The 20,166-nt window shown below is 47.0% G+C and carries 14 protein-coding genes; 8 read left to right on the top strand and 6 right to left on the bottom strand.

Annotation, left to right across the window (positions count from 1 at the left end; all coding sequences use genetic code 11):
• Positions 1-232: 232 nt before the first annotated feature.
• Complete coding sequence (locus OB236_RS12265) at positions 233-1,201, bottom strand: sugar phosphate isomerase/epimerase family protein (protein ID WP_076233457.1); 969 nt, start codon at positions 1,199-1,201, stop codon at positions 233-235.
• Positions 1,202-1,404: 203 nt separating this feature from the next.
• Between OB236_RS12265 and OB236_RS12260 the strand changes: the two genes are divergently transcribed.
• The gene (locus OB236_RS12260; RefSeq protein WP_262684270.1) at positions 1,405-1,674 is read left to right on the top strand and encodes a hypothetical protein; all 270 of its coding nucleotides are present in this window, start codon (positions 1,405-1,407) and stop codon (positions 1,672-1,674) included.
• A gap of 254 nt (positions 1,675-1,928) precedes the next feature.
• On the opposite strand, the gene OB236_RS12255 is transcribed toward OB236_RS12260, so the two are convergent.
• The 5 genes from OB236_RS12255 to OB236_RS12235 form a co-directional block, all read right to left on the bottom strand.
• Positions 1,929-3,080 (bottom strand): MBOAT family O-acyltransferase, encoded by a 1,152-nt coding sequence (locus OB236_RS12255; RefSeq protein WP_076233455.1) that lies wholly within the window; start codon positions 3,078-3,080, stop codon positions 1,929-1,931.
• Between the two features lie 121 nt (positions 3,081-3,201).
• Entirely contained in the window at positions 3,202-4,125 is a 924-nt protein-coding gene (locus OB236_RS12250) for a hypothetical protein (RefSeq protein WP_317259336.1), read from the bottom strand.
• Positions 4,126-4,233: 108 nt separating this feature from the next.
• Positions 4,234-5,430 (bottom strand): class-II aminoacyl-tRNA synthetase family protein, encoded by a 1,197-nt coding sequence (locus OB236_RS12245; protein ID WP_262684269.1) that lies wholly within the window; start codon positions 5,428-5,430, stop codon positions 4,234-4,236.
• A 6-nt stretch (positions 5,431-5,436) separates the two neighbouring features.
• Positions 5,437-5,688, bottom strand: coding sequence for an acyl carrier protein (locus tag OB236_RS12240; RefSeq protein ID WP_262684268.1), 252 nt, complete (start codon positions 5,686-5,688; stop codon positions 5,437-5,439).
• 60 nt (positions 5,689-5,748) lie between these two features.
• Positions 5,749-9,093 carry an FG-GAP repeat domain-containing protein gene (locus tag OB236_RS12235; RefSeq protein ID WP_262684267.1) on the bottom strand — a complete coding sequence of 1,115 codons (3,345 nt, stop codon included), beginning with the start codon at positions 9,091-9,093 and terminating at the stop codon, positions 5,749-5,751.
• Between the two features lie 318 nt (positions 9,094-9,411).
• Here OB236_RS12235 and OB236_RS12230 point away from each other — a divergent pair, with 318 nt between their 5' ends.
• The 7 genes from OB236_RS12230 to OB236_RS12200 all read left to right on the top strand — a co-directional run bounded on the left by OB236_RS12230 (position 9,412) and on the right by OB236_RS12200 (position 20,147).
• The gene (locus OB236_RS12230; RefSeq protein WP_262684266.1) at positions 9,412-11,937 is read left to right on the top strand and encodes a U32 family peptidase; all 2,526 of its coding nucleotides are present in this window, start codon (positions 9,412-9,414) and stop codon (positions 11,935-11,937) included.
• Between the two features lie 216 nt (positions 11,938-12,153).
• Positions 12,154-14,850 carry an immunoglobulin-like domain-containing protein gene (locus OB236_RS12225; RefSeq protein ID WP_262684265.1) on the top strand — a complete coding sequence of 899 codons (2,697 nt, stop codon included), beginning with the start codon at positions 12,154-12,156 and terminating at the stop codon, positions 14,848-14,850.
• A 90-nt stretch (positions 14,851-14,940) separates the two neighbouring features.
• Positions 14,941-15,615, top strand: coding sequence for a tetratricopeptide repeat protein (locus tag OB236_RS12220; protein WP_262684264.1), 675 nt, complete (start codon positions 14,941-14,943; stop codon positions 15,613-15,615).
• A 189-nt stretch (positions 15,616-15,804) separates the two neighbouring features.
• A complete protein-coding gene (locus OB236_RS12215; protein ID WP_262684263.1) occupies positions 15,805-17,559 on the top strand; it encodes a bacterial transcriptional activator domain-containing protein in 1,755 nt (584 codons plus the stop codon).
• Between the two features lie 53 nt (positions 17,560-17,612).
• Complete coding sequence (locus OB236_RS12210) at positions 17,613-17,990, top strand: STAS domain-containing protein (RefSeq protein WP_262684262.1); 378 nt, start codon at positions 17,613-17,615, stop codon at positions 17,988-17,990.
• Positions 17,991-18,244: 254 nt separating this feature from the next.
• Positions 18,245-19,441, top strand: coding sequence for an ABC transporter ATP-binding protein (locus OB236_RS12205; RefSeq protein ID WP_262684261.1), 1,197 nt, complete (start codon positions 18,245-18,247; stop codon positions 19,439-19,441).
• Positions 19,434-20,147, top strand: coding sequence for an ABC transporter permease (locus OB236_RS12200; RefSeq protein WP_262684260.1), 714 nt, complete (start codon positions 19,434-19,436; stop codon positions 20,145-20,147). Before OB236_RS12205 ends, OB236_RS12200 begins: the two co-directional genes overlap by 8 nt.
• Positions 20,148-20,166 lie beyond the last annotated feature (19 nt).

Genomic DNA, 20,166 nt, shown 5'->3' with positions numbered 1-20,166 from the left:
TTGCAGCACAGGCTTCACGTACTATGAATCTTACCCTATAACGAAGAGAAGCCCTTGGACCCGAGTCCAAGGGCTTTTTGTATGTCTACCAGTTAAACCAATCTATGGCACGACTGCATATTCAGATATGACTTGAAAAAGCCGAGGAACATGAGCCCTCAGCTTTTCAAAACACATATCCTTCAATAATCATCAGTCAAGCCCTCTGTCAAAGCAGAGCCTTACACTGTGATTATACCCACCACATCTCACCAACGGGATCTTTAATCAAAATTTGCTGCAGGTTTTGTACGGCTTTGGTAAAGCCTTCGTCTACAGACATCAAGCCATCCTCGTGCTCAATACTAACCACATAGTCATAGCCCACAAGACGAAGAGCGCTGATGATATCAGCCCATGTTTTCAAGTCGTGACCGTAGCCGACAGTACGGAACTGCCATGCGCGATCCAGCATCAAGGTGTAGGATTGCATGTCGGTAACACCATGCTTATTAACATTAATCGGATCAATAGTCGTATCCTTAGCATGAAAATGATGGATAGCGTTGGCGCGGCCTAATATTTGCACCGCTTGTACTGGATCAATTCCCTGCCACCACATATGACTTGGATCGAGGTTAGCACCGATAACGTCACCTGCAGCTTCACGAAGACGCAACAGCGTAGCTGGTGTATGTACAGAGAAACCACCATGCAGCTCAAGACCGATTTTTACATTGCGGTCAGAAGCGAATTTACCAGTTTCAGTCCAGTAAGGAATAACTTTGTTCGTCCACTGCCAGTCCAGAATTTCCTGATAATCATTCGGCCATGGTGCTACCGGCCAGTTCGGGTATTTGGCACCTTCATGATCGCCCGGGCAGCCAGAGAATGTATTGACGACAGGAACCTCCAGCTTTTCAGCCAGCTCTATCGTTTTGAGGATCGTATTATGATGATCTGATGCAATAGGATGCTGCGGGTGAAGTGGATTACCATGGCAGCTAAGTGCGCTAATAGTGAGCCCGCGGGATTCTACTGCCTTTTTAAAAGCTTTTAGCTTGCCTTCATCAGCCAATAATACTTCCGGATTGCAATGAGCATTTCCCGGGTAGCCACCTGTACCAATTTCAATCGCTTCCAAGCCTTTAGCAGCAATGTAATCGAGGGTTTCTTCAAGAGATTTCTGGGCAAATAATACGGCAAATACGCCTAACTTCATAAGACACCTCCGGAAAAATAAGAAATGTACGCGTGTACGCACTATAGCAAATTATAACATTGTTTGCTTGTTAACTCAAAGTGCAAGATGAGGACATTCATATCTGCAATGGGTATACATTTACTTTCTTACTAGGCGAATGAACAAGCGCGAATGAAAGACCCACATATACTGTACCATTCACAGAGAAGGAGATGATCCATTTGGCTTACAATAACAATTTCCAATGTCCGCCGGCTGACCCGGTTTTTACAGATCCAACGCAGGTGATCCGCAATTTTTACTATCCACAACCGGTACCGGTTATTCATCCTGTTGAAGTTATCAATCGGCATCATTGTGTTCCAGTTCCACATCATTTTGTATCCTGCACTGTCAAAGATGAAGTATGTACAGTTAGCAGCCGTAGTATGAAGAAACGGGACGCAGGCGGTGCCAGAGCAAAGGTATCGCGTACCAAGCTGAAAAAGTAATCAGTGATCCTCCTTCAGGCATTCAGGTGATGGTAAACTCAAACCCATGATAACGTAGCCGGTTCACTCTTTCTATCTAAATGGAGTACCCACAGCTTGCAGAAGGTCGAGCTCAGCGTCTCATGAAAAGAGTCTCTTATCCGGGATAACCGGATAGAGACTCTGGGTACTTGAAAAGAATGGAGTACAGCCGGATCAAGGATTTCTTCCGGTTGAAAACAAGCAAGCGGACTGTCAGTTTTATTCGCATTCAGTTAAAAAGGCCAATTAAACAGTCCGCGGTAAATTTTCCATACGGTTTCGGTGTTACCACTGTAGATAATGACGGAGAAGGTTACAATGGCTTGGGTGAGCGCGCAGCGGGCGAGAAAATAGGTGCGTGATACCTTTTTCTTATTGACTGTCGATTTGCCAAGCAAATTTTCCAATGCGATTACGATTCCGTGATAAAGCCCGTAGAAAAAGTAGAGCCAGCTAAAGCCATGCCAGAGACCGATCAGCACCATAATGAGGATGGACAAGCCTGCTGCTGTCATTTTGCTTGGAGCTTGACGTGAAAAAAACATGAAAATATGCTCGCGAAACCAATCCCCTAGTGTTGCATGCCAATTGCGCCAAAATTGAGTCAAGGTCGGCGACTGGAACGGTTTTTTGAAATTTTCCGGAATATTATAGCCCATTAAGCGACCAAAGCCGATGGCAATATCGGAATAACCTGAGAAATCGAAAAAAATGAGCGCGTAGAACCAGACCATCAGAAATAGTGATTGATGCGTATGGAGCTCACCCTGCTGCATATGGTTGAATACGTCGGTCATCCAGGTGACGATTACGATTTTTTTGAATAACCCTATAATAATTCGTTTGACATTGTCTTCAACCTGCGATGAAGTCAGCTTGTAGGGCTGCTTCGTATCCGCCATAAAATCACGGAATTTAAGAATAGGCCCTGAAGTAAAGGTCGGCACGAAAAGAATATAGTTAGCGTAATCAATCAGCCCGGCACGAGCATCTTTACCGATAAAATAAGCAAAATAATGCGCATCGATAACCTTCAGCACGTTGTAGATCAAACCAAGCAGCATCACCGTATCGAACAACGGGTTTTCAAATATTTGCATTCCGTACATACGCATTCCGCAAACGCCAGCTATGTTCAGTGTGATCAGAGTAATGAACCAGCCTCTGCGCCAGGAGGTGGTCTGACACAAGAATCGAAATGCGATATAATTCACAATCGTATAGATGATGTAAAAGACAAAAAGCTTCTTGCTGAACACCAGCAGGAAGCTGAGGTTGAACGCCAGCAGTAATATGCGTTTATTGTGGGGCCACCAGCGGGTAAGCGCCAGAATGAGAATCATTCCACACATGGCCATGACTGCGTTCATGTTCAAATACCACATAACCTGACTCCCTTGAATGAAAGATGGCCGAGCCTTGAAGAGGCTCAGAACCCCTCGTATATAAACAATCCTTTACCTGTAAAATAGATCAGAACAATAATGAGCATCGCCGTATACACAATTACTTCGACGATTTTGCGAGGGATTGGAGCCATGCGTCAACCTCCTTGGTGAATACGGGAGCCCCGACTTCACGGCTCAAATGGACGAGATCATGAAACTGCGCAGGCTTGTAGGTACTTAGCAGATCCAGCACAGGAACCTGATGCTGAGCGAGCTTTTGATTCACTGTGGTTTGTAAGCCTGCCATATATTTGGGAACCGGATAGGCCGGATTCCAGGGCATCCAAATCACACGTACAGGCAGCTTGTGATCATCGGCATATCGCAAAATAGAATCGAGTGCCTGTAAATTATCTTTGTAGTCAGGCTGTGACATCCAGCCGAAGCGGCGCTCGTAATCATCCCATTTGGTCTTCAGCTCATCATCGGCTTTTTTGCCATAATAAAGCTCCTTATCAATCCAACGAGGCACGTAAGCGAACAGCTTGGAGCGGTTCAGCTCCAGTGTTCCCTCATACAGCTGCCGAACGGCTTCACTGCCGGAATCCCGAAAATAGTCGCGATAAGTATACACATAGGGCTGGTACCAGGGCTTGAACCACTGATAGGTCGGGTCCGTTTCCAGACTGTCGATCATCGTATGTACGTCAATGGCTATCACAAGCTGATCCTCGACATGAAAAAGCTGCCGCTCCAGCAGCGCCTGCAGGTCGGTTAGCTTCCCGTAGGACAATCCCAGCTCAATGAGCCCCGATTTGGATTGCTCTTCGATATAGGCACCTGTGACAGAAGAATTTCCGAAGAAAACCGGACCGTGGTCTAGCCAGCCGTGATGATATAAGGTTTTGGTAAAATCATTTTTGTAAAAGCGCCGCGAGGTGACCATCGGGTCCCAGATCGAGATCAAAACGTCCGATAGCACGAAAGCGGCGAGCAGCAGCAGCACGAAGCTGTTTTTACGGAAAAAGGCGATCAGTTTCATAAGGAACCCACATCTTTGTTTAGTGATAAAGAATTTATAGTACGTTAGTTAGTGATTAAAGATTACGTCAGAGAGCTCGTGCATCATGAATGCATAACGAGTGAGAATCTACAGAGATTTTTGCTGCCAAGCGTGATACTGTTCGCGGAACGTTGCCGGCCAATCGGCTTCATCCAACCCAAACTGTGCCAGGAAAGCAAAAGTCCAGCGTTCAATACCGAAGCCTACACAGCCGGTAACAGCGGGACGTTTACCCATTTTAATTTGAAAGGCATTACCGAACGTGTTGCTGTGGAAATTAATTGATCCGCAGGCAATCGATTTTTTAATGTGGGGTATCGTCAGACGCAGCTCATATTTCATCTCCTGATTGCGTTGAAATGAAGCCTTTGTTTGAAAATCATTGGTGAAAAAAGGATCATTGGCAATTTCAAGCATACAGTCAACATTCCACTCGACAGCTAATTCTTTCATATACTCGATAGCGCGCAGGCGGTTTTCCTTAACAAACTCAGGTTTGCCGACAAAAATAATTTCGCGCATGCTGAAATCCAGCAAACGTCCAAAATCGCTGTGGTTACGAGACTCGAAGCGATGACATTTGGAAATAGCGGAAACGATAAGACCGTCGCCCTCCAGCGTTTCATTTTGCAAGCCCTCATAACAGTGATAGCAGGTCGAAGGGTTCATCGTGAACTTTGGTGACGGCATCGTAGTATTCATATCGAGCGGAGCATCTGGCTTCCAGCCACCGGACTCACGAATGGATTGTGAAAAAGCTTCAATAATGTCCAAGTCCTCACGCAGGTGTGTCAAGAAATGGATATGCTCGGGAAACGATGTAAAATGGTTCGTTTTATTCAGTGTTTCGCAATGAATAACGGCCGGGTAGGATTCTTCCTTGATGCCTTCGAAGCGATTGCCGACCTTAGTGACGAACGAATAGTCAAAAAAGCGCATCAGACTGGAAAACGGTTCACGGAAAATGAACAGGCCTTCCTCCAGAACCTTGATGATTTTGCGGTCTACGAGCTCGGCAATAATATCGCCTTCATAGGGAGTGTTCACCTTTTGCTCGAACAAAATATTTTCTTTGAAGCCAAAATCACCATGTGAAAAACGTTCGATCAAGCGGCGTACTTGTGATTCAATCGCAGCATTGCCTTTGGGTGATTCGTGGACAATATGAATATGATTATTTTCAAGCCGGATATCGCGAATTTGCTCGTCGATGAAGGCGGCCGCGTATTTCAGCTGGCCATGCTGGCTTAATGCCAACCCTTCGAGGGAAACGACGCATTCCATAGGTCATTACCTCACAGTCTTTTTTTGGATGAAGTCGGCGATTTCACGCACGGTATTCATAGAATACAGCATCAGGTCCTGATTCGTCACCTGAATGCCATACGTTTGCTCGATATGAGCAATCAACGCCGTTGCGCCGATGGAGTCCACATAACCGTAATCGAAAAGATGGACATCTGGGGTAAACTCATCGTCATCCGCTTCTATTTCGTAGCGATTGCGGATATGCGATTCTAACTGGGAAAGCAGGTCTTGCATGTGGGTTTCCTCCTTGTTTGGGCAGTTCTGAAAGCTAAGTATAAAGGCGGCAGGTACCGATTAATAATGAATAAGGATCGTCGTTGCTGCGCCAAAATGGGTTACGGTATACAGATCGCTACCATCCTGCTGCACGACCTGAAGCTGATCTCCTACGATATTCAGGGGAACTGCGCTTCTCAGCTGTATTTGCTGCATACCGTCCGATTGAAGCTCAAGCTTCCACTCATTCGGTGCCTTGTGCAGAGTATACGGCACATTGCTGCGCAATAAATGCGGACTGGAAGTCGATAATGAAAAGTCAGCAATAGGGACGGTATTGTCACTAGATGGCTTCGAATTCTCAAAGCGAACGAGTGTAGTTAACGGAACACCTACATACAGCTTATCATTGCGCCAATCGAAAATATCCGATTCTGTTGACAATGGACGATCTGCATAGGCTTGACCACGCTCAATGGAAACGCCAAGTGTTCCTTTGTATTCAGCCGCTTGTTCAGGCACGCCTTGCGTTAGCGGTTTGATGCGAATCATAGGTTCTGTACGCATACCGAACATATGCTTGATTCGATCGAAAACGACTTCACTCCAAGGACGATAAACGGTTACCTGTGTTGTCAAGGTATTGAGTACTGAGCGCGCCATTTGCGTCTCCGACATAAAATTGTAGCTGTGCTGATTGCGAATCTGATCCAAAAATTTCACAAATTCGAGCAGCTCGCCCACTCGGCTTGGAAAATGATATTCGATATGCTCGAAATAATCAATTGGCATATCCTGGGCAATATAGGAATCGAACAAATCCTCCGTCGTATACTGCGGATCAAGACGAAGTACAGGTGCAGGTGTGCTCAGCAGCATAGGTGGCTGGCTTGGCAGACCGGATGTGGAATCTGTCATCAAGAAAGGCATTCCCCAATTGTACTGCACGCCCAGCCGCGGCTCATTAGGGATGTTGGCAGGTCTAAAGCCGAAGTTAAACCATATTCCGGCATCCCGCTCGTTGCGCAGCGTCTGTGTAGGATCAGGGTTATTGATCCGCCAAGTATGCTGGTTGGTTCCCGGCATCTTCCAGGGAATTCCGAGTCGATCAAAGGCTTGCCGATGCAGTGCGAGCTCCTCTTTTTCCTGCGCATCGCTTGTGAAATTATGGACAAATAGATGCGGATACAGTTCGAGATAATGATCCTTACTATATTGAATAAAAGCCTGCAGCTGCTCAGCGTAAGGGAACTTGGGATCATCCACCGTTGTTGGCATCCCGAATTCGAGCTGTCCGACGATCAGATCATCTTTGCCGTCGTGATTCAGATCATACCATAGCGGCACGGAATTATGCCCTCCGACGAGCGCATGATTTCCGAGCTGGTTCAGCGTAGAGCCTTCCAGCACGCCGTCAGCCTGCCATTGACCGTTTGCTTGCTGCGTATACACACGCAGATCGCCTTCCGAGCTGCCGACTACAAGCTCGAGTCGGCCATCGCCATTGACATCGCGCAGCGATGGCGCGGCGTAAGCAGCAGGCAGCCTGAACAGCAGGCTGCCCGGTTCAAAGGCAAGAGGCTGCCTGGCTGCGCCGGAGTTGACGCCGCCTGCGCCTGCGGCGCCCTCGCGGCCCGCTTCGCGATGGCCGCGATAGAGCATTACACCGCCTGCGGCATCCCCGACAATGAGGTCAGGAACGCCGTCGCCGGTGGTGTCACCGATAGCCGCAGCCACAGGTGCTGCGGCACGAATGACCTGCCCGCCCGCAAGCAGCGGGGCAGGCGGTGTAAACGCACCGCCGGCTGCGCCATAGGCGACGGCAAGCGTGCCGTCCGAAAGGCCGAGGATCAAATCCGGCCTACCGTCGGCATTCAGGTCATACGCGGTTACACTTGCGTTGGACCCGGTCTGCAGCGGCTGCCCATTCAGCAGCCGAAGCGGCTCCCGCTTCCCGAAGGCATCTGGCGCCGCGATGCTTGTGCCCTTACGCACTTCACCTGCGCCCGTGCTTTCCGGCAGCACCTGCCCGGCATAAGCTTCAGGCTGTGAGCCTAAGTTAGGGTAGACATAGACCGATCCGTCAGATGACCCGACAATCAGCTCTGGCAGCCCATTGCCATTAAGATCCGCCAGGGCCGGGTAGGCACGATACGGTTCCTGGAAGGCATCTCCCAGTGAGTGATAGTTGGGATCACGTGCCAGCTGAATGGGACGCCCATCGCTTATGAGACGAGTGCCACTGGAATAAAATGAATTCACTGTTTCACCAACAAAAACAGGCTTTTCATTCGTGCCCGTATTCAAGTGAACGGCTACCGATTCCTGCCACAGCCCCCAATGGAAAGAGGAGCGAACGAGTGAAAACGACGGAAGCTGTTTATACTTCTTCAATAGTTCCGCCCATTGAATGCCTTCACCATCCCGAATAGCTTCAATCGCCTCAAAATGATTTTGATGGGCCATCGCGGGTCGGCCGTAAGGACCAAGCACTTTTTTCACACTATAGCCAAAAGTCTCCTTGGACACAAATGCTGCATATTCGCTGCGAAGCAGCGCACTGCCTGTAGAGAAGGTAAAATGAAAGTAAGGCGCCAAGGGCAGCTGGCTGCGATCAAAATATAAGGCGCCAAGGGCAGGCTTACTATTGTTGTTCCTCGTCTCGGCAAGCTTGGTAAAACCCAACGCTGCGTCCATACCGCCAGCCAAATCATAGCCCGTAATATAATAACGATTAGGCAGCAGGGCGCTGCTGACAAATACCGTTCCGTGTCCATAGCGGTTCAAAGCAAACAACGTCGTATCGTTCAGTGTAACGATCGGTTCAGCCGTAGATACGAGCAGGCCTTGTCCCCATGAAAAACGACCTAGATCAGCCAACCCGTCATGCTGCAGGTAATTATCAGTAAACTGACGGAATAACTGCTGGATAGCCTGCAAATTCAGCTCGACCTCGGGATACTGGAAGGATGACCAGCCCGCCTCTTGAGGCTGTGTACTTGCCTTCATCTTATCTGGTGGAGCGAGTCCGACCAATTGTTTGGCACCAATAAAATCTAATGGAAAATCGGATGCCAACCCATTTTCAAGGAACAAATGTCCGCCTTGGGATACATAGCTTTGCAGCATATCGACCTGCTGTACGGATAAAGCTCCATGTAGAGAAGGATCTACATATACAGTATGAAAAGCTTTTAACTGCCGTAAGCTTAGCTTCTCAAGGGGCTGTCGTTCCAGCTGTAAATTGGCAACTAATGACTGGTTCAGCTGTCCGAATGCCGCGGTATCGAAGCTGTCGCCCTTTGTGACATAGACCATGTGAATCGACAAATCCTTATTGGAAACAAAAAGCCATACAAACGCGATAAGGATTATCAGGAGACCGACAGCGGCACCTGTAATCCGGACTTTGGTTAACTTCAAAAAAACCCCTCAATTTTCACTCGGTTAAACTACTCAAATAGTATATCATGGATGCAGACCTTTGTTAACTTATGAGAGACTTGGGCGAAGAGACGTCAAAGTTGAACAAAAGACTAATTTCACAACATTTTTATATGAATTTTGCCTTTTTTGAAGGCAATTCCAGTGGCTTTAGACTTGACAATTCTGTTACACTGTATATATAGAAGCTCGTATTGAGCTGTTTGCATATGGGAGCACGTTCATATTAGAAAGATCACTGCGGGTACTCAGTTTACAAGTACGTGCAAATGGAACAACATTCGGAGGCATATAAGCATGACAACAATTAAACGATCGGATATTGAATTACTGGCACCCGCCGGAGACTGGGATTGTTTACGGGCAGCAGTAGCCAATGGGGCTGATGCTGTATTTTTCGGTGTGGAGAAATTCAATGCGCGGGCAAGAGCGAACAATTTTTTAATGGATGATTTGCCGGATATTATGTCCTTTCTTCATTTGTATGGGGTGAAGGGATTTTTGACATTTAATATATTGGTATTTGAAGAAGAGTTGAGAGAAGCGCAAAAGCTGATTGAAGCCTGTATCGAGGCGGGAGTAGATGCGGTTATCGTCCAGGACCTTGGTCTCGTGAAGATGATCCGCGAGATTTCACCGGATTTCCCTATTCACGGTTCGACGCAAATGACGATCACCTCGCCAGAGGCTGTCGAGTTTACGAAGCCATGGGATATCGAACGGGTCGTATTGGGGCGTGAAAACAACCTTAAGCAGATCAAGCAAATCGGTGATCAGGCAAAGCTGCCGATGGAAGTGTTCGTGCATGGCGCTTTATGCGTATCGTATTCGGGACAGTGCCTGACCTCGGAAATGTGGGGAGGCCGTTCAGCCAATCGTGGAGAATGTGCGCAGGCTTGCCGTTTACCGTATGATTTGATGGTAGATGGAGTGCAAAAGCCGATGGGCGATATCGCCTATTTGCTGTCACCAAAGGACTTGGCAGCGCTTGAGCTGGTTCCCGAGCTGATCGAAGCGGGTGTGACTTCCTTTAAAATCGAAGGCCGTTTAAAAAGCCCTGAATATGTGGCAAACGTAGTTAGCAAGTATCGGCTAGCGATCGACCGCTATTTTGACGGTGGCGATGTAAGACCGAGCAAGGAGGAGCTGCGTGAATTGGAGCAAAGCTTTTCCCGCGGGTTTACGTACGGATTTCTAAAGGGTACAAATAACAAGCAGCTTGTAGAAGGCACCTATCCGAAAAGCCGTGGTATTTATCTGGGTCGTGTGAAGCAAATTTTGCGTGATGGCGTGGTCTGTGAGCTTGAAGCTCCTGTTAAACGCGGTGATGGCATCTGCTTTGACGCGGGGGATCCGACCAAAAAAGAAGAAGGCGGTCGTGTATACGACATCCGCCGTAGAGGTGTGAAGCTGGAGGGTGAAGCGGCAGGTGGATTGATCGAAATTATTGCCGGACGCAACGATGTTGATTTGAAGCGCCTGCATGTGGGGGACCGGATATGGAAAACGAATGATCCGCATCTGGACAAAAGGCTGCGCCAATCATTCGAAAATGATCGGCCTTACCGTACTTTTCCGGTGAATATTAAAGTAACTGGAACGCTGGGCGAACCGCTTCGCAGCTGGTGGACCGATACGCGAACCGGGCATACTGCCTACGTAGAGTCGGAGCTACCGCTGGTACAAGCACAAAAGCGTCCGATGGATGAAGCGTTATTCGCAGAGCAGTTGGGTCGATTGGGCGGCACGATTCTAGAGCTCGGAGAACTTGATGTGCAGCTGGAAGGGGAACTCATCGTACCGATGCGCGAGCTTAACAGCATGCGCCGCAGTGCTGTAGAGCTGCTGGAGACTGAACGTCAGCGTCCGCGGGCATACGTGAAGCGCAGTGTCGATGCTTATGCAGACGTTCCTGCGCAAGCTGCTCCGCAGAAGCAACTTGCTACCGCCGCTCCGCAGGTACGTATGACCGCTTTATGCCGCAGTCTGGAGCAGGTTGAGGCGGCGCTTGCTACCAATGTCGATATGGTGATCGCCGATTTCGAGTTTATTAAGCAATTTCCCGCAGCAGTAGAAGCAGCTCGTCGCGCAGGTAAGCGTATTGCTCTTGCTACTCCGCGCATTCATATGCCGGGGGAAACCGGATATTTCCGTAATATTTCGAAGCTGAAGCCGGATGCGATTCTGGTTCGCAATACAGGAGCTGTTTATTTCTATTTAAAGCAGCGGCTCGAACAGCCGAATGAGCAGCATCCTGAGCTAATCGGAGATTTTTCCCTGAATGTCTCCAATCATAAAACAGCGGCGCTGTTTCTTGAAGCTGGTTTGAATAAAGTTACACCATCTTATGATTTGAATATTCAGCAAATGGTCGATCTGCTGCATGCTGCAGATACCTCGAAGCTGGAGGTCGTCATTCACCAGCATATGCCGATGTTCCATACTGAGCATTGTGTATATTGTACATTCCTCAGCGAAGGAACGGATTATACGAACTGCGGACGTCCTTGCGAGGACCACAGTATTTCACTTCAGGATCGTGTCGGCATGTCACATCCGGTACGAGTTGACGAAGGCTGTCGGAATACGGTGTATAATGCGGTAGATCAATCTGGAGCTGAATATGTACGGAACTTCATGGATCTGGGTATCTCCTCCTTCCGTATTGAGTTTTTAGAGGAGACAGGGGATAAGGTCCAAGAGGTTATTTCCTTGTACGAGCGTGCGTTGAGCGGCGAAATCAGTGGGACTCAAGTATGGAAAACATTGAAGGCAACCAATCAACTGGGTGTCACAAGAGGACAGCTTTTAAATAATAAATAATCAAATTTCGTTGAATATGAAGCAGTTTAGGTCCTTTGTATCAGGTCCTGACTGCTTTTTTGTTGCTTTTTGTAAGAATTTTGTAAGGTCCGATATTGTATGATACAGATAATGTATATATTCATGTAAATATGTGTAAACCCTTTTCTGTTCGGAGGCTACACATTTACTGGATGATCCATGTTCATTGACAAAAGAATAAGAGGAGGAGAAACAATGTTTTTGAAAGAAGCACGCAGTAAGATCAGCTCTGTTCTTGTGTTCACGCTGTTGTTCAGTTTGCTATTGCCTGCATTAGCTTGGGGCGCTGCAGCAGTGCCATTGAAGGACATCGCGGATTCCTACGCGCAAAAGGAAATTCAAAGCTTGGTCGATAGTGGGATAATCAGTGGTTACGAGGATGGAAGCTTTCAACCCCGTAAATCGATTACCCGTGCCGAATTGGCCAAAATCCTCGTGTTGTCCCTTGGATTGAAAGAAAATCCGGACCAAGCGGCTGCCTTCACAGACGTAGACAAAAACAGCTGGTACAGAGGTTTTGTCGGAGCTTTGGTTCAATCCAATATTACACAAGGTAATTCAGCTACAACATTTGCTCCTGATGCTAAAGTAACAAGAGAAGAGCTGGCTGTATTCTTTATACGCGCTCTAGGTCTTGAGGAAACAGCAACCAAGGTAGCTGTTGATGCCAAGGTATCCGATCTGAATACCATTTCCGATTGGGCTAAAGCTCATGTATCGCTTGCTTTCAAAGTAGGCTTCTTGCAAGGGATTGATGATGGAGCAGGCTCTGTCAAATTCAGTCCTAAAGACAACTCGGAAAGACAAGCGGTTGCTCGTCTGGCCTATGAGTTCAAGAACAATAAGGACACTATTATCACTAAGGCAAAAGCGCTTGCTGTTGGAACATTAGCTGTTAGCTCCGCTGTCGTAACGAACAATACAACAGTAGAAGTGACCTTCAATCAAGCAGTAGGTACAGTGTCTGCATCCGATTTCACATTTGATAACAGCTTGACAGTCACCAAAGCAGAGTTGAAATCCGGAAGCACAACGGTAGTTGTTTTAACAACTAGCGTGCAAACAGGCGGAACTGTGTACAAGCTTAGCTACTTAGGCAAAGACACAGGCATTACGGTAACTGGTGCAGCAACTGGCGGAAGCGGAAGCAGCAGCAGTGGTAGCTCCAATAATTCAGTAGCAGATAAGCAGTTGCTCGCAAACGGCGGTATTACGTATAAAAATATCAGATTAACTGCAAGTGATACTTATGGTCCTGCTGATGGTTCCAAGACCATAGTTAAAGGGACTTTGACGCTTGATCCTGGTGAGACAGGCGAAATTACGCTCAGAAACATTGAAGCGGACAATATCGTTGTTGCTTCGGGTAGCCCTAATTCTATTAAATTAGTTAATATTGTTATTGTAGTAGAATTGAAAATTGATACTAACGCGTCCCAAACAGCATTGGTTCGTGTTGTAACAGAGGGAACTACAGTAATAGCTAGCACTTATGTAGGTTCCGGTGCCATTATTGAAGCAACTAAAGGTAGCTTTGGTAATATCAATATCGGAGCGGGAGCTGCAGGCAAAGAAGTTCAACTTAGAGGTACGATTACAGATGCCGTCTACGTGACTAGTCTGGCAGTTAATGTAACTATTAATGTAAATGCTCCAACAACTGGCGGTGGCAGCACTTCCGTGGCAGCATTGAACCTGGGTGCAAACACGAATGTAAAAACGCAGACAGGCTCTACATTAAAATCTTTGGTAGTTACAGCAAATATCAAGGTATCGTTGGATGGCGCGGGAACTATTTCTAAGGTATCCGCAAGTTCCACAGTACCAAGCTTTGCCTTGAATGTGTCTTCAACTGTCAATATTGTAGCATTTACAGTAACTATCACGATCATATTGACTGGTGATACAGATAAAGTTGCGGCTATCTCTATAATCATCAGTGTGGGTGGCGGTAAGGTTGAAGTATCACCTGATAATGCTGATGTAAATGCAACTAAAGACGCATTGGCAATTGGTTATGCAAATGGTGATTCAGCTACATCCGTTAAAAGCAATCTTAACTTGCCAACAACAGGTGTTAATGGAACAACCGTTACATGGTCATCTTCGAACACGGCTGTAGTTGGCAACGACGGTACTATTACGCGTCCGACAGCTGACACATCTGTAACTTTGACGGCGACAATTAGTAAGGGTTCGATTACTGCAACTAAAGCTTTCACTGTTCTTGTTAAAGCTATTGGAAATTCAGAAACAGCTGTGGCTGCAAGTATCAATGCGCTAGCTATTGATTATGCAAATGGTGATTCAGCTACTTCGGTTACACAAAACCTTACTCTCGCAACAACAGACGCAGCAAATGGAACAACCATTACATGGTCTTCCTCGAACACGGCTGTGGTTAGCAACACAGGTGTTGTAGTGCGGCAAGCAGCTGACACAGTAGTAACATTAACAGCTACTGTTAGCAGCGGCAGTAATTCTGGCACTAAAGAATTCCAAGTTACTGTTAAAGCTTCAAATTCAGTAACTACGGTAACTTATCTAACTTACAACACTACTGCTACTGTTTCCGGTGTGGTCTACGGAAAACCAGGAGCGAATGGTACTTCCGCTGATGCTCTTCATATTGCAGCAGGTAACGCTGCGGATTACTTAATTGTAGGATTTAGCGAAAACTTGTCGACAACGCTTGATTTTAGCGGTGCTACATTTACAAGTAATGGAACGGCTGTAACTGCAACCTACACAGTTATTGATACGACATATGCAGCATTTAAGTACAGCGCTACAAGAAGTCCGGGCGAATATAAGCTGGAAATTAATGGATTGAAGAACAAAGCAAATGGCTCGTCATATAACACCGTTACATTCTATGTGTATCAGGATTAGATGCACCTCAAAAAAGAGTCAACCTTCGGGTTGACTCTTTTTCTGTTTGCGGCGAAAATAAAGGAAGATATTGTCGATTGGAGGTTGGAGATGAAAGAAAACAAATGGGTCCTGGGTCTAATCGGCATCATTCTAGCAGCGGCGATCTGGTATATATATCCGATTCTTTTTCCGAAGCAGGTGGAAAGTACGAGTCAGGAATATGTGCAGGCAACGAAGCTGATCAAAGAAGGCAAGCTGGAAGAGGCCAGACCGTTGTTAATGAAAGGAATCGTCAAGGAACCGGGGGAAGGTAAATACCATTTTGCACTTGGCAACATTGCCCGGCAGCAAAACAAGCTGGAGGAGGCGTTGGCCCAATATGATCAAACTATTCAAAAGACACCCGGTACCACAGAAGCGTATAACAACAAAGCCGGAATTTTGATGCTGCAAAATAAACCGGATGAGGCGTTGACGATTATTGAGTTAGGGCTTCAACAAAATCCTGCATTTCAAGATCTGCTATTCAAAAAAGGGCAGCTGCTTTATGTAAAGAAGGATTATGCGCAGGCGATTGCGGTTTTACAGCCACTGAGCAGTGACCCCAATTATGTTGAAGCCTATCGATTTGTGGGGCTATGTCTTCGGGAGCAGCAAAAGTATGATCAAGCGGTCGAACAACTACAAGTATATTTGCAAAAAACACCGCAGACTACGAAGGGCCGTGTTGAAGTCGAACAAGTGGTAGCTGCCATGCAAGCTCAAGTGTCATTGATAAAATAAACGCGTAATGCTCTATTTAATTCTTTTTAATTAGGTTGTGATGGTATGGAAGCAACCTATCCTGTTTGTAGAAATGTTCATTCAGAGTTTTAAGAAATTAGCGGAGAAGAGGGTGAATGATTTATTAAGACAGTCCAAAGAATGACTCAACTCATAAATGAGCAGCGGTATGAGGAAACGGTTTGGAGTATGGAAAGGATTCTTATGGATGGTGGCAGCGTAAGCTTGGAACTTGTCGATCAGCTACCAAACACATGGATCTGTAAATCTGCGTTGCTGCTGCAGCTTCAAGGTGAGCATTGTGCATACAAGGGTGAGCTGGCTGAAGCCTATGCTTTATTGAAACAGGCTGTTCAAGGCTTTGCTAGGATGGGTTTACAGCTCATGATGTTGGATTCGATGGCGCAGTTGGCTGCTGTTTGTTTACGGATTGGAGAATGGCAGGATGCCCAGACATTACTGAAATTTTTACATATGGAGTGGGAAAGGAAAGAGTCTTTCGTGGGGGGGAAGGTTCTTCATGTACTGGCTCGAGGTTCATATTTAATCGATACACTAAAGGGCGAAGACTCTGCGTACAAGGAGGCAGAGGCACTTTTTATACAAGCAGGTGCGAACCTGTGCTGTATGCAGCTATATGCTGACCGCCTGTTGGATCCGATATCTGATGTAAGCGAATTGGAACTGGAGCGAATTGGTATAAATGCAGAGCAGAAATCGAGGCTCGATCCAACGCTGTATACATGGGGACAATTCATTAAAGGCCTTATACATAGCCGACGTGAGCAATGGGAGCAAGCGATTACTGCATTCTCTACCGTGAAAAGTGATGAGCTGTCGTATGAATACGCTGCATTGTATTGGATTCGGAGAATGGAAGCGGAGCTGCTGATTGAGCGTGAGATCGATGATACCTTGTGGAACCAACTGAATCGTCTGGAGACTGCTTTGAGCAGTGATATGCCTATTCAGCTTCAGGTATGTGGTATTCGGTACTTACAAGCCAAATCGCGGGGAAGCCGCATAGACGCAGATCGCTTGCATATTAAACTCCAGGCATGGCTGGAACTGGTCAATAACTCTTCTTATTCGGCTTGGATAGCGCAGTGGGAGCGCAGATGGGAGTCGCGGCTGCGGGTACAGAACGTAACTAAGCCTAATACAGACCGAAGCTGGAATATTAGCTGCTTTGGAACATTGACATTCATCAATGCCGATATAGAAGTTAAAAATGTGAAATGGAAGCGAAAAAAGGCGCTGGAGCTTTTTGTTTATTTGCTCATACAGCCCGATCTGTCAGCGCCAAAGGAACGGGCGATGGAAGTGCTGCTGCAGCAAGTCGACGCAGATAAAATGAATAATCAACTGTATGTAATCATTCATCAGCTTAAGCAAACCTTGAAACAAGAGCTGCGGATGGAGTCGGCTATTGTCATCAAGGATGGGACACTCAGCTTTAATAAACAATTGCTGGGACAGGTCGATTTAGTCAATTATCACAACCTGACACGAATGGGGGATCAGGCCTGGGGAACGGATTATGAGCTTGCAGTCGATTTCTACAATCAAGCAAAGCAGTTGTATGGAGATTTGATTCCCGAGCTGCACTATGTAGATTGGCTTGAGGTTTACCGGGAATCTTTAGTTGACAAACAGGTCGGTATTTTGCGGAAAATGGCGTTGTATTATAGTACCCAAGATAAGCGTGAACTTGCGGAAGTTTACTATGGTCAATGGATAGAGATCCGGCCACTAGAAGAAGAAGGATACCAGGCATTTGTCGAGTTTTTGATTTCAACTGGCCGAGAATCTGAAGCTCGACGTTGGTATGGTAAATGGGAGCAGGTATGTCGCAAAGAGCTGGGTTGGGTACCTTTTTCAGAAATGAGTAAAATGGTTTATGGGGGAAGCTCCACAGGTGTGGTGGAAGATGAAACGAATTAACTAACCTTACCGATATGTATTTACAAAGTGATCCGACAGGGGGAACGAACGAGATGGTACTTCCGATAGCGGAAACTTTATCGATGAAGGTCAGATATTCAGGTTCAGTGATAATATTGGAGCTGAATGGGGATTTGACGATTCAGTTTGACGTATTGTTGTCAAGGTTCCGTGATTCCCCACGAGGTTTGGAGACTGAGAAGCGGGCATTAATTTTGAATTTTTACCGTGTTAGCTCCAGCACTGGCGGAGGGATAGCCGTATTGCTGCGGCTTATTCGCGAACGGGCAATAGGTAATCTCTACACGTTTATGTGCGGTTTATCTACATATCTGGAACGATTGCTCCGAATCGTTGGCTTAACGCAATATGCGATGGTATACCCTGATGAATATACCATCTTGCAGAGGCTTAAGGAAGCTGCTGAATGAACGGATATAAAGTATTAAAGAAAGCTGTGAAATGAGGTCTGCGTAGAGCGGATCTCATTTCACAGCTTTTATTTGTTTTCAGGGATCAAAGTTGTTTTGTTCACTCTTTAGACACATTTTTTTAAGCGAATTTTCAGATTCGTTTAAGCTGGGCTTATTGTTGGGCTTGTATATTATGGTTGCATTGGTTAAGCAGACAGAAAAGTGGACATGGCTTGAAGAAGGTATAATTCGTTTTGAATGGAGGTTTTGAGGTGCTTGAGGTAAAACAGGTCAGCAAATTGTACGAGAACCAAAGAGGGGTCCACAGCATCGATTTTTCCATGAGCCGCGGTGAAATTGTCGGGTTTTTGGGACCAAACGGGGCGGGTAAAACCACGACCATGCGGATGATTACAGGCTATTTGAATCCGACCCATGGATCCATTGCGATTGACGGCTTATCGATGTCCGATCATCCGCGGAAAGCCCGGCAGAAGATCGGATATTTGCCGGAAACGCCACCGCTGTATCCTGAGATGTCGGTACAGTCGTATTTGCAATTTATTGCCGATCTCCGCGGAATTCCAATGAAGCAGCAAAAACACCGGATTGGTGAGGTCATCGAACGTCTTGGCTTACAGGGACGGGAGCGTCAGATTATGCGCAGCTTGTCCAAAGGCTATAAACAGCGGATGGGACTGGCACAAGCGATTCTGCATAATCCCGATTTATTGATTTTGGATGAACCAACCTCGGGATTGGATCCCAAACAGATTATTGAAATTCGTCAGCTCATTCGCGAGCTGGGTGAGAATCATACGGTGCTGCTGAGTACTCATATTCTGCCCGAGATCAATACGTTATGCAATCGGGTGTTGATTATCAATCAAGGGCGCATCGTACTGGATGGACATCCTGATCAGCTGGCGCAATCAATGGGCGAGACGTTTGAGGTCTCGCTTGAAGTAAAAGGGCCGCGCGAGGCTGTATTGGCCGAGCTGCGCAGCCTGCCGCAGATCGCCAGCGTGAAGCCGCTGGCGGATGTACTCGCTGCCGCAGGATCGGCAGCAACCGATTCGGCTGCGCTTGCCCCGCAGCCGAATCCAGACGCGCCCGAGCACGGCGTGGGCGCGGAAGCTGTGCCAGCCGAGCCTGCGGCAGGGCAGGCATTGTCTTCCACGGTCGCGGCGGAGCCGACCGTGCGGGTACTCGTGTCCGCCACGGATCGTGTGGACGTTCGCGAAGCGATCTTTTATCGCATGGCGGAGCGGCGGTATCCCATCCTTGCGATGCGCAAGGAAAGTTTGAGCCTGGAGGATATCTTCCTCAAGCTCACAACGAATGAAGCGATTGATCCCAATACGTCAGGTGATGTTGCATCAGGGAGCCTTGCTAACAATTCATCCCGTCTGGCGAACAAGAGTGGTACCACTGCTTCTTCGGATAAGAGGGGGAATCCAAATGCGTAGAATAGGGGCCATTTGCAAAAAAGAGCTGCAGCTATACTTTTACTCACCAACAGCGTACGCAGCGTTTGCTTTCTTTTTTCTGATTTCAGGCTATTTCTTTAGCGCCAATTTCCTGAACCCGCCTAATATTGTCGATGTTCGCCCGGTGGTTGGTACGGTAACGTTCGTCTTCCTGCTGATTATTCCGCTGCTGACCATGAGACTGATGTCAGATGAACTGCGTCAAGGCACGGATGAGCTGCTGCTGACATCGCCAGCGAGTATCACTGAAATTGTCATCGGTAAGTACTTGGCTGCCGCTGTTGTCCAATTGATGCTTGTGGCAGGCTGCCTGATTTACCCTTGGATTATGAGCGCTTACGGAACGCTGGATCAGCCTATATTTTGGCTATCTTACCTGAGCATGTTCCTGATTGGAGCGGCTATGATGTCCGTAGGACTGTTCGCTTCTTCCTTGTCTGCTCATCAGATGGTTACCGGAATTGTCGCTTTTGCCATATTGTTGATGTTTTGGACGGTGGAATGGTTAGGTGATTTGCTTGGCGGTAAGCTTAAGGACTATCTCGGTCTCTTTTCCATAATCGGCCGTGGTATGAACTTGCAGAAGGGTGTACTGAATTTCGCCGATATTTTGTTTTATGTTACCTTGATTATCGTATTTATTGTGCTCAGCATCCAAGTGCTGGAGAGAAAACGCTGGAGATAATCAGTAAAAAAGCAGTCTC

It is taken from the genome of Paenibacillus baimaensis, assembly GCF_025567575.1.
The sequence above is the reverse complement of the archived record's forward strand: the minus strand, read 5'-3'. Positions and strand labels throughout refer to the sequence as shown.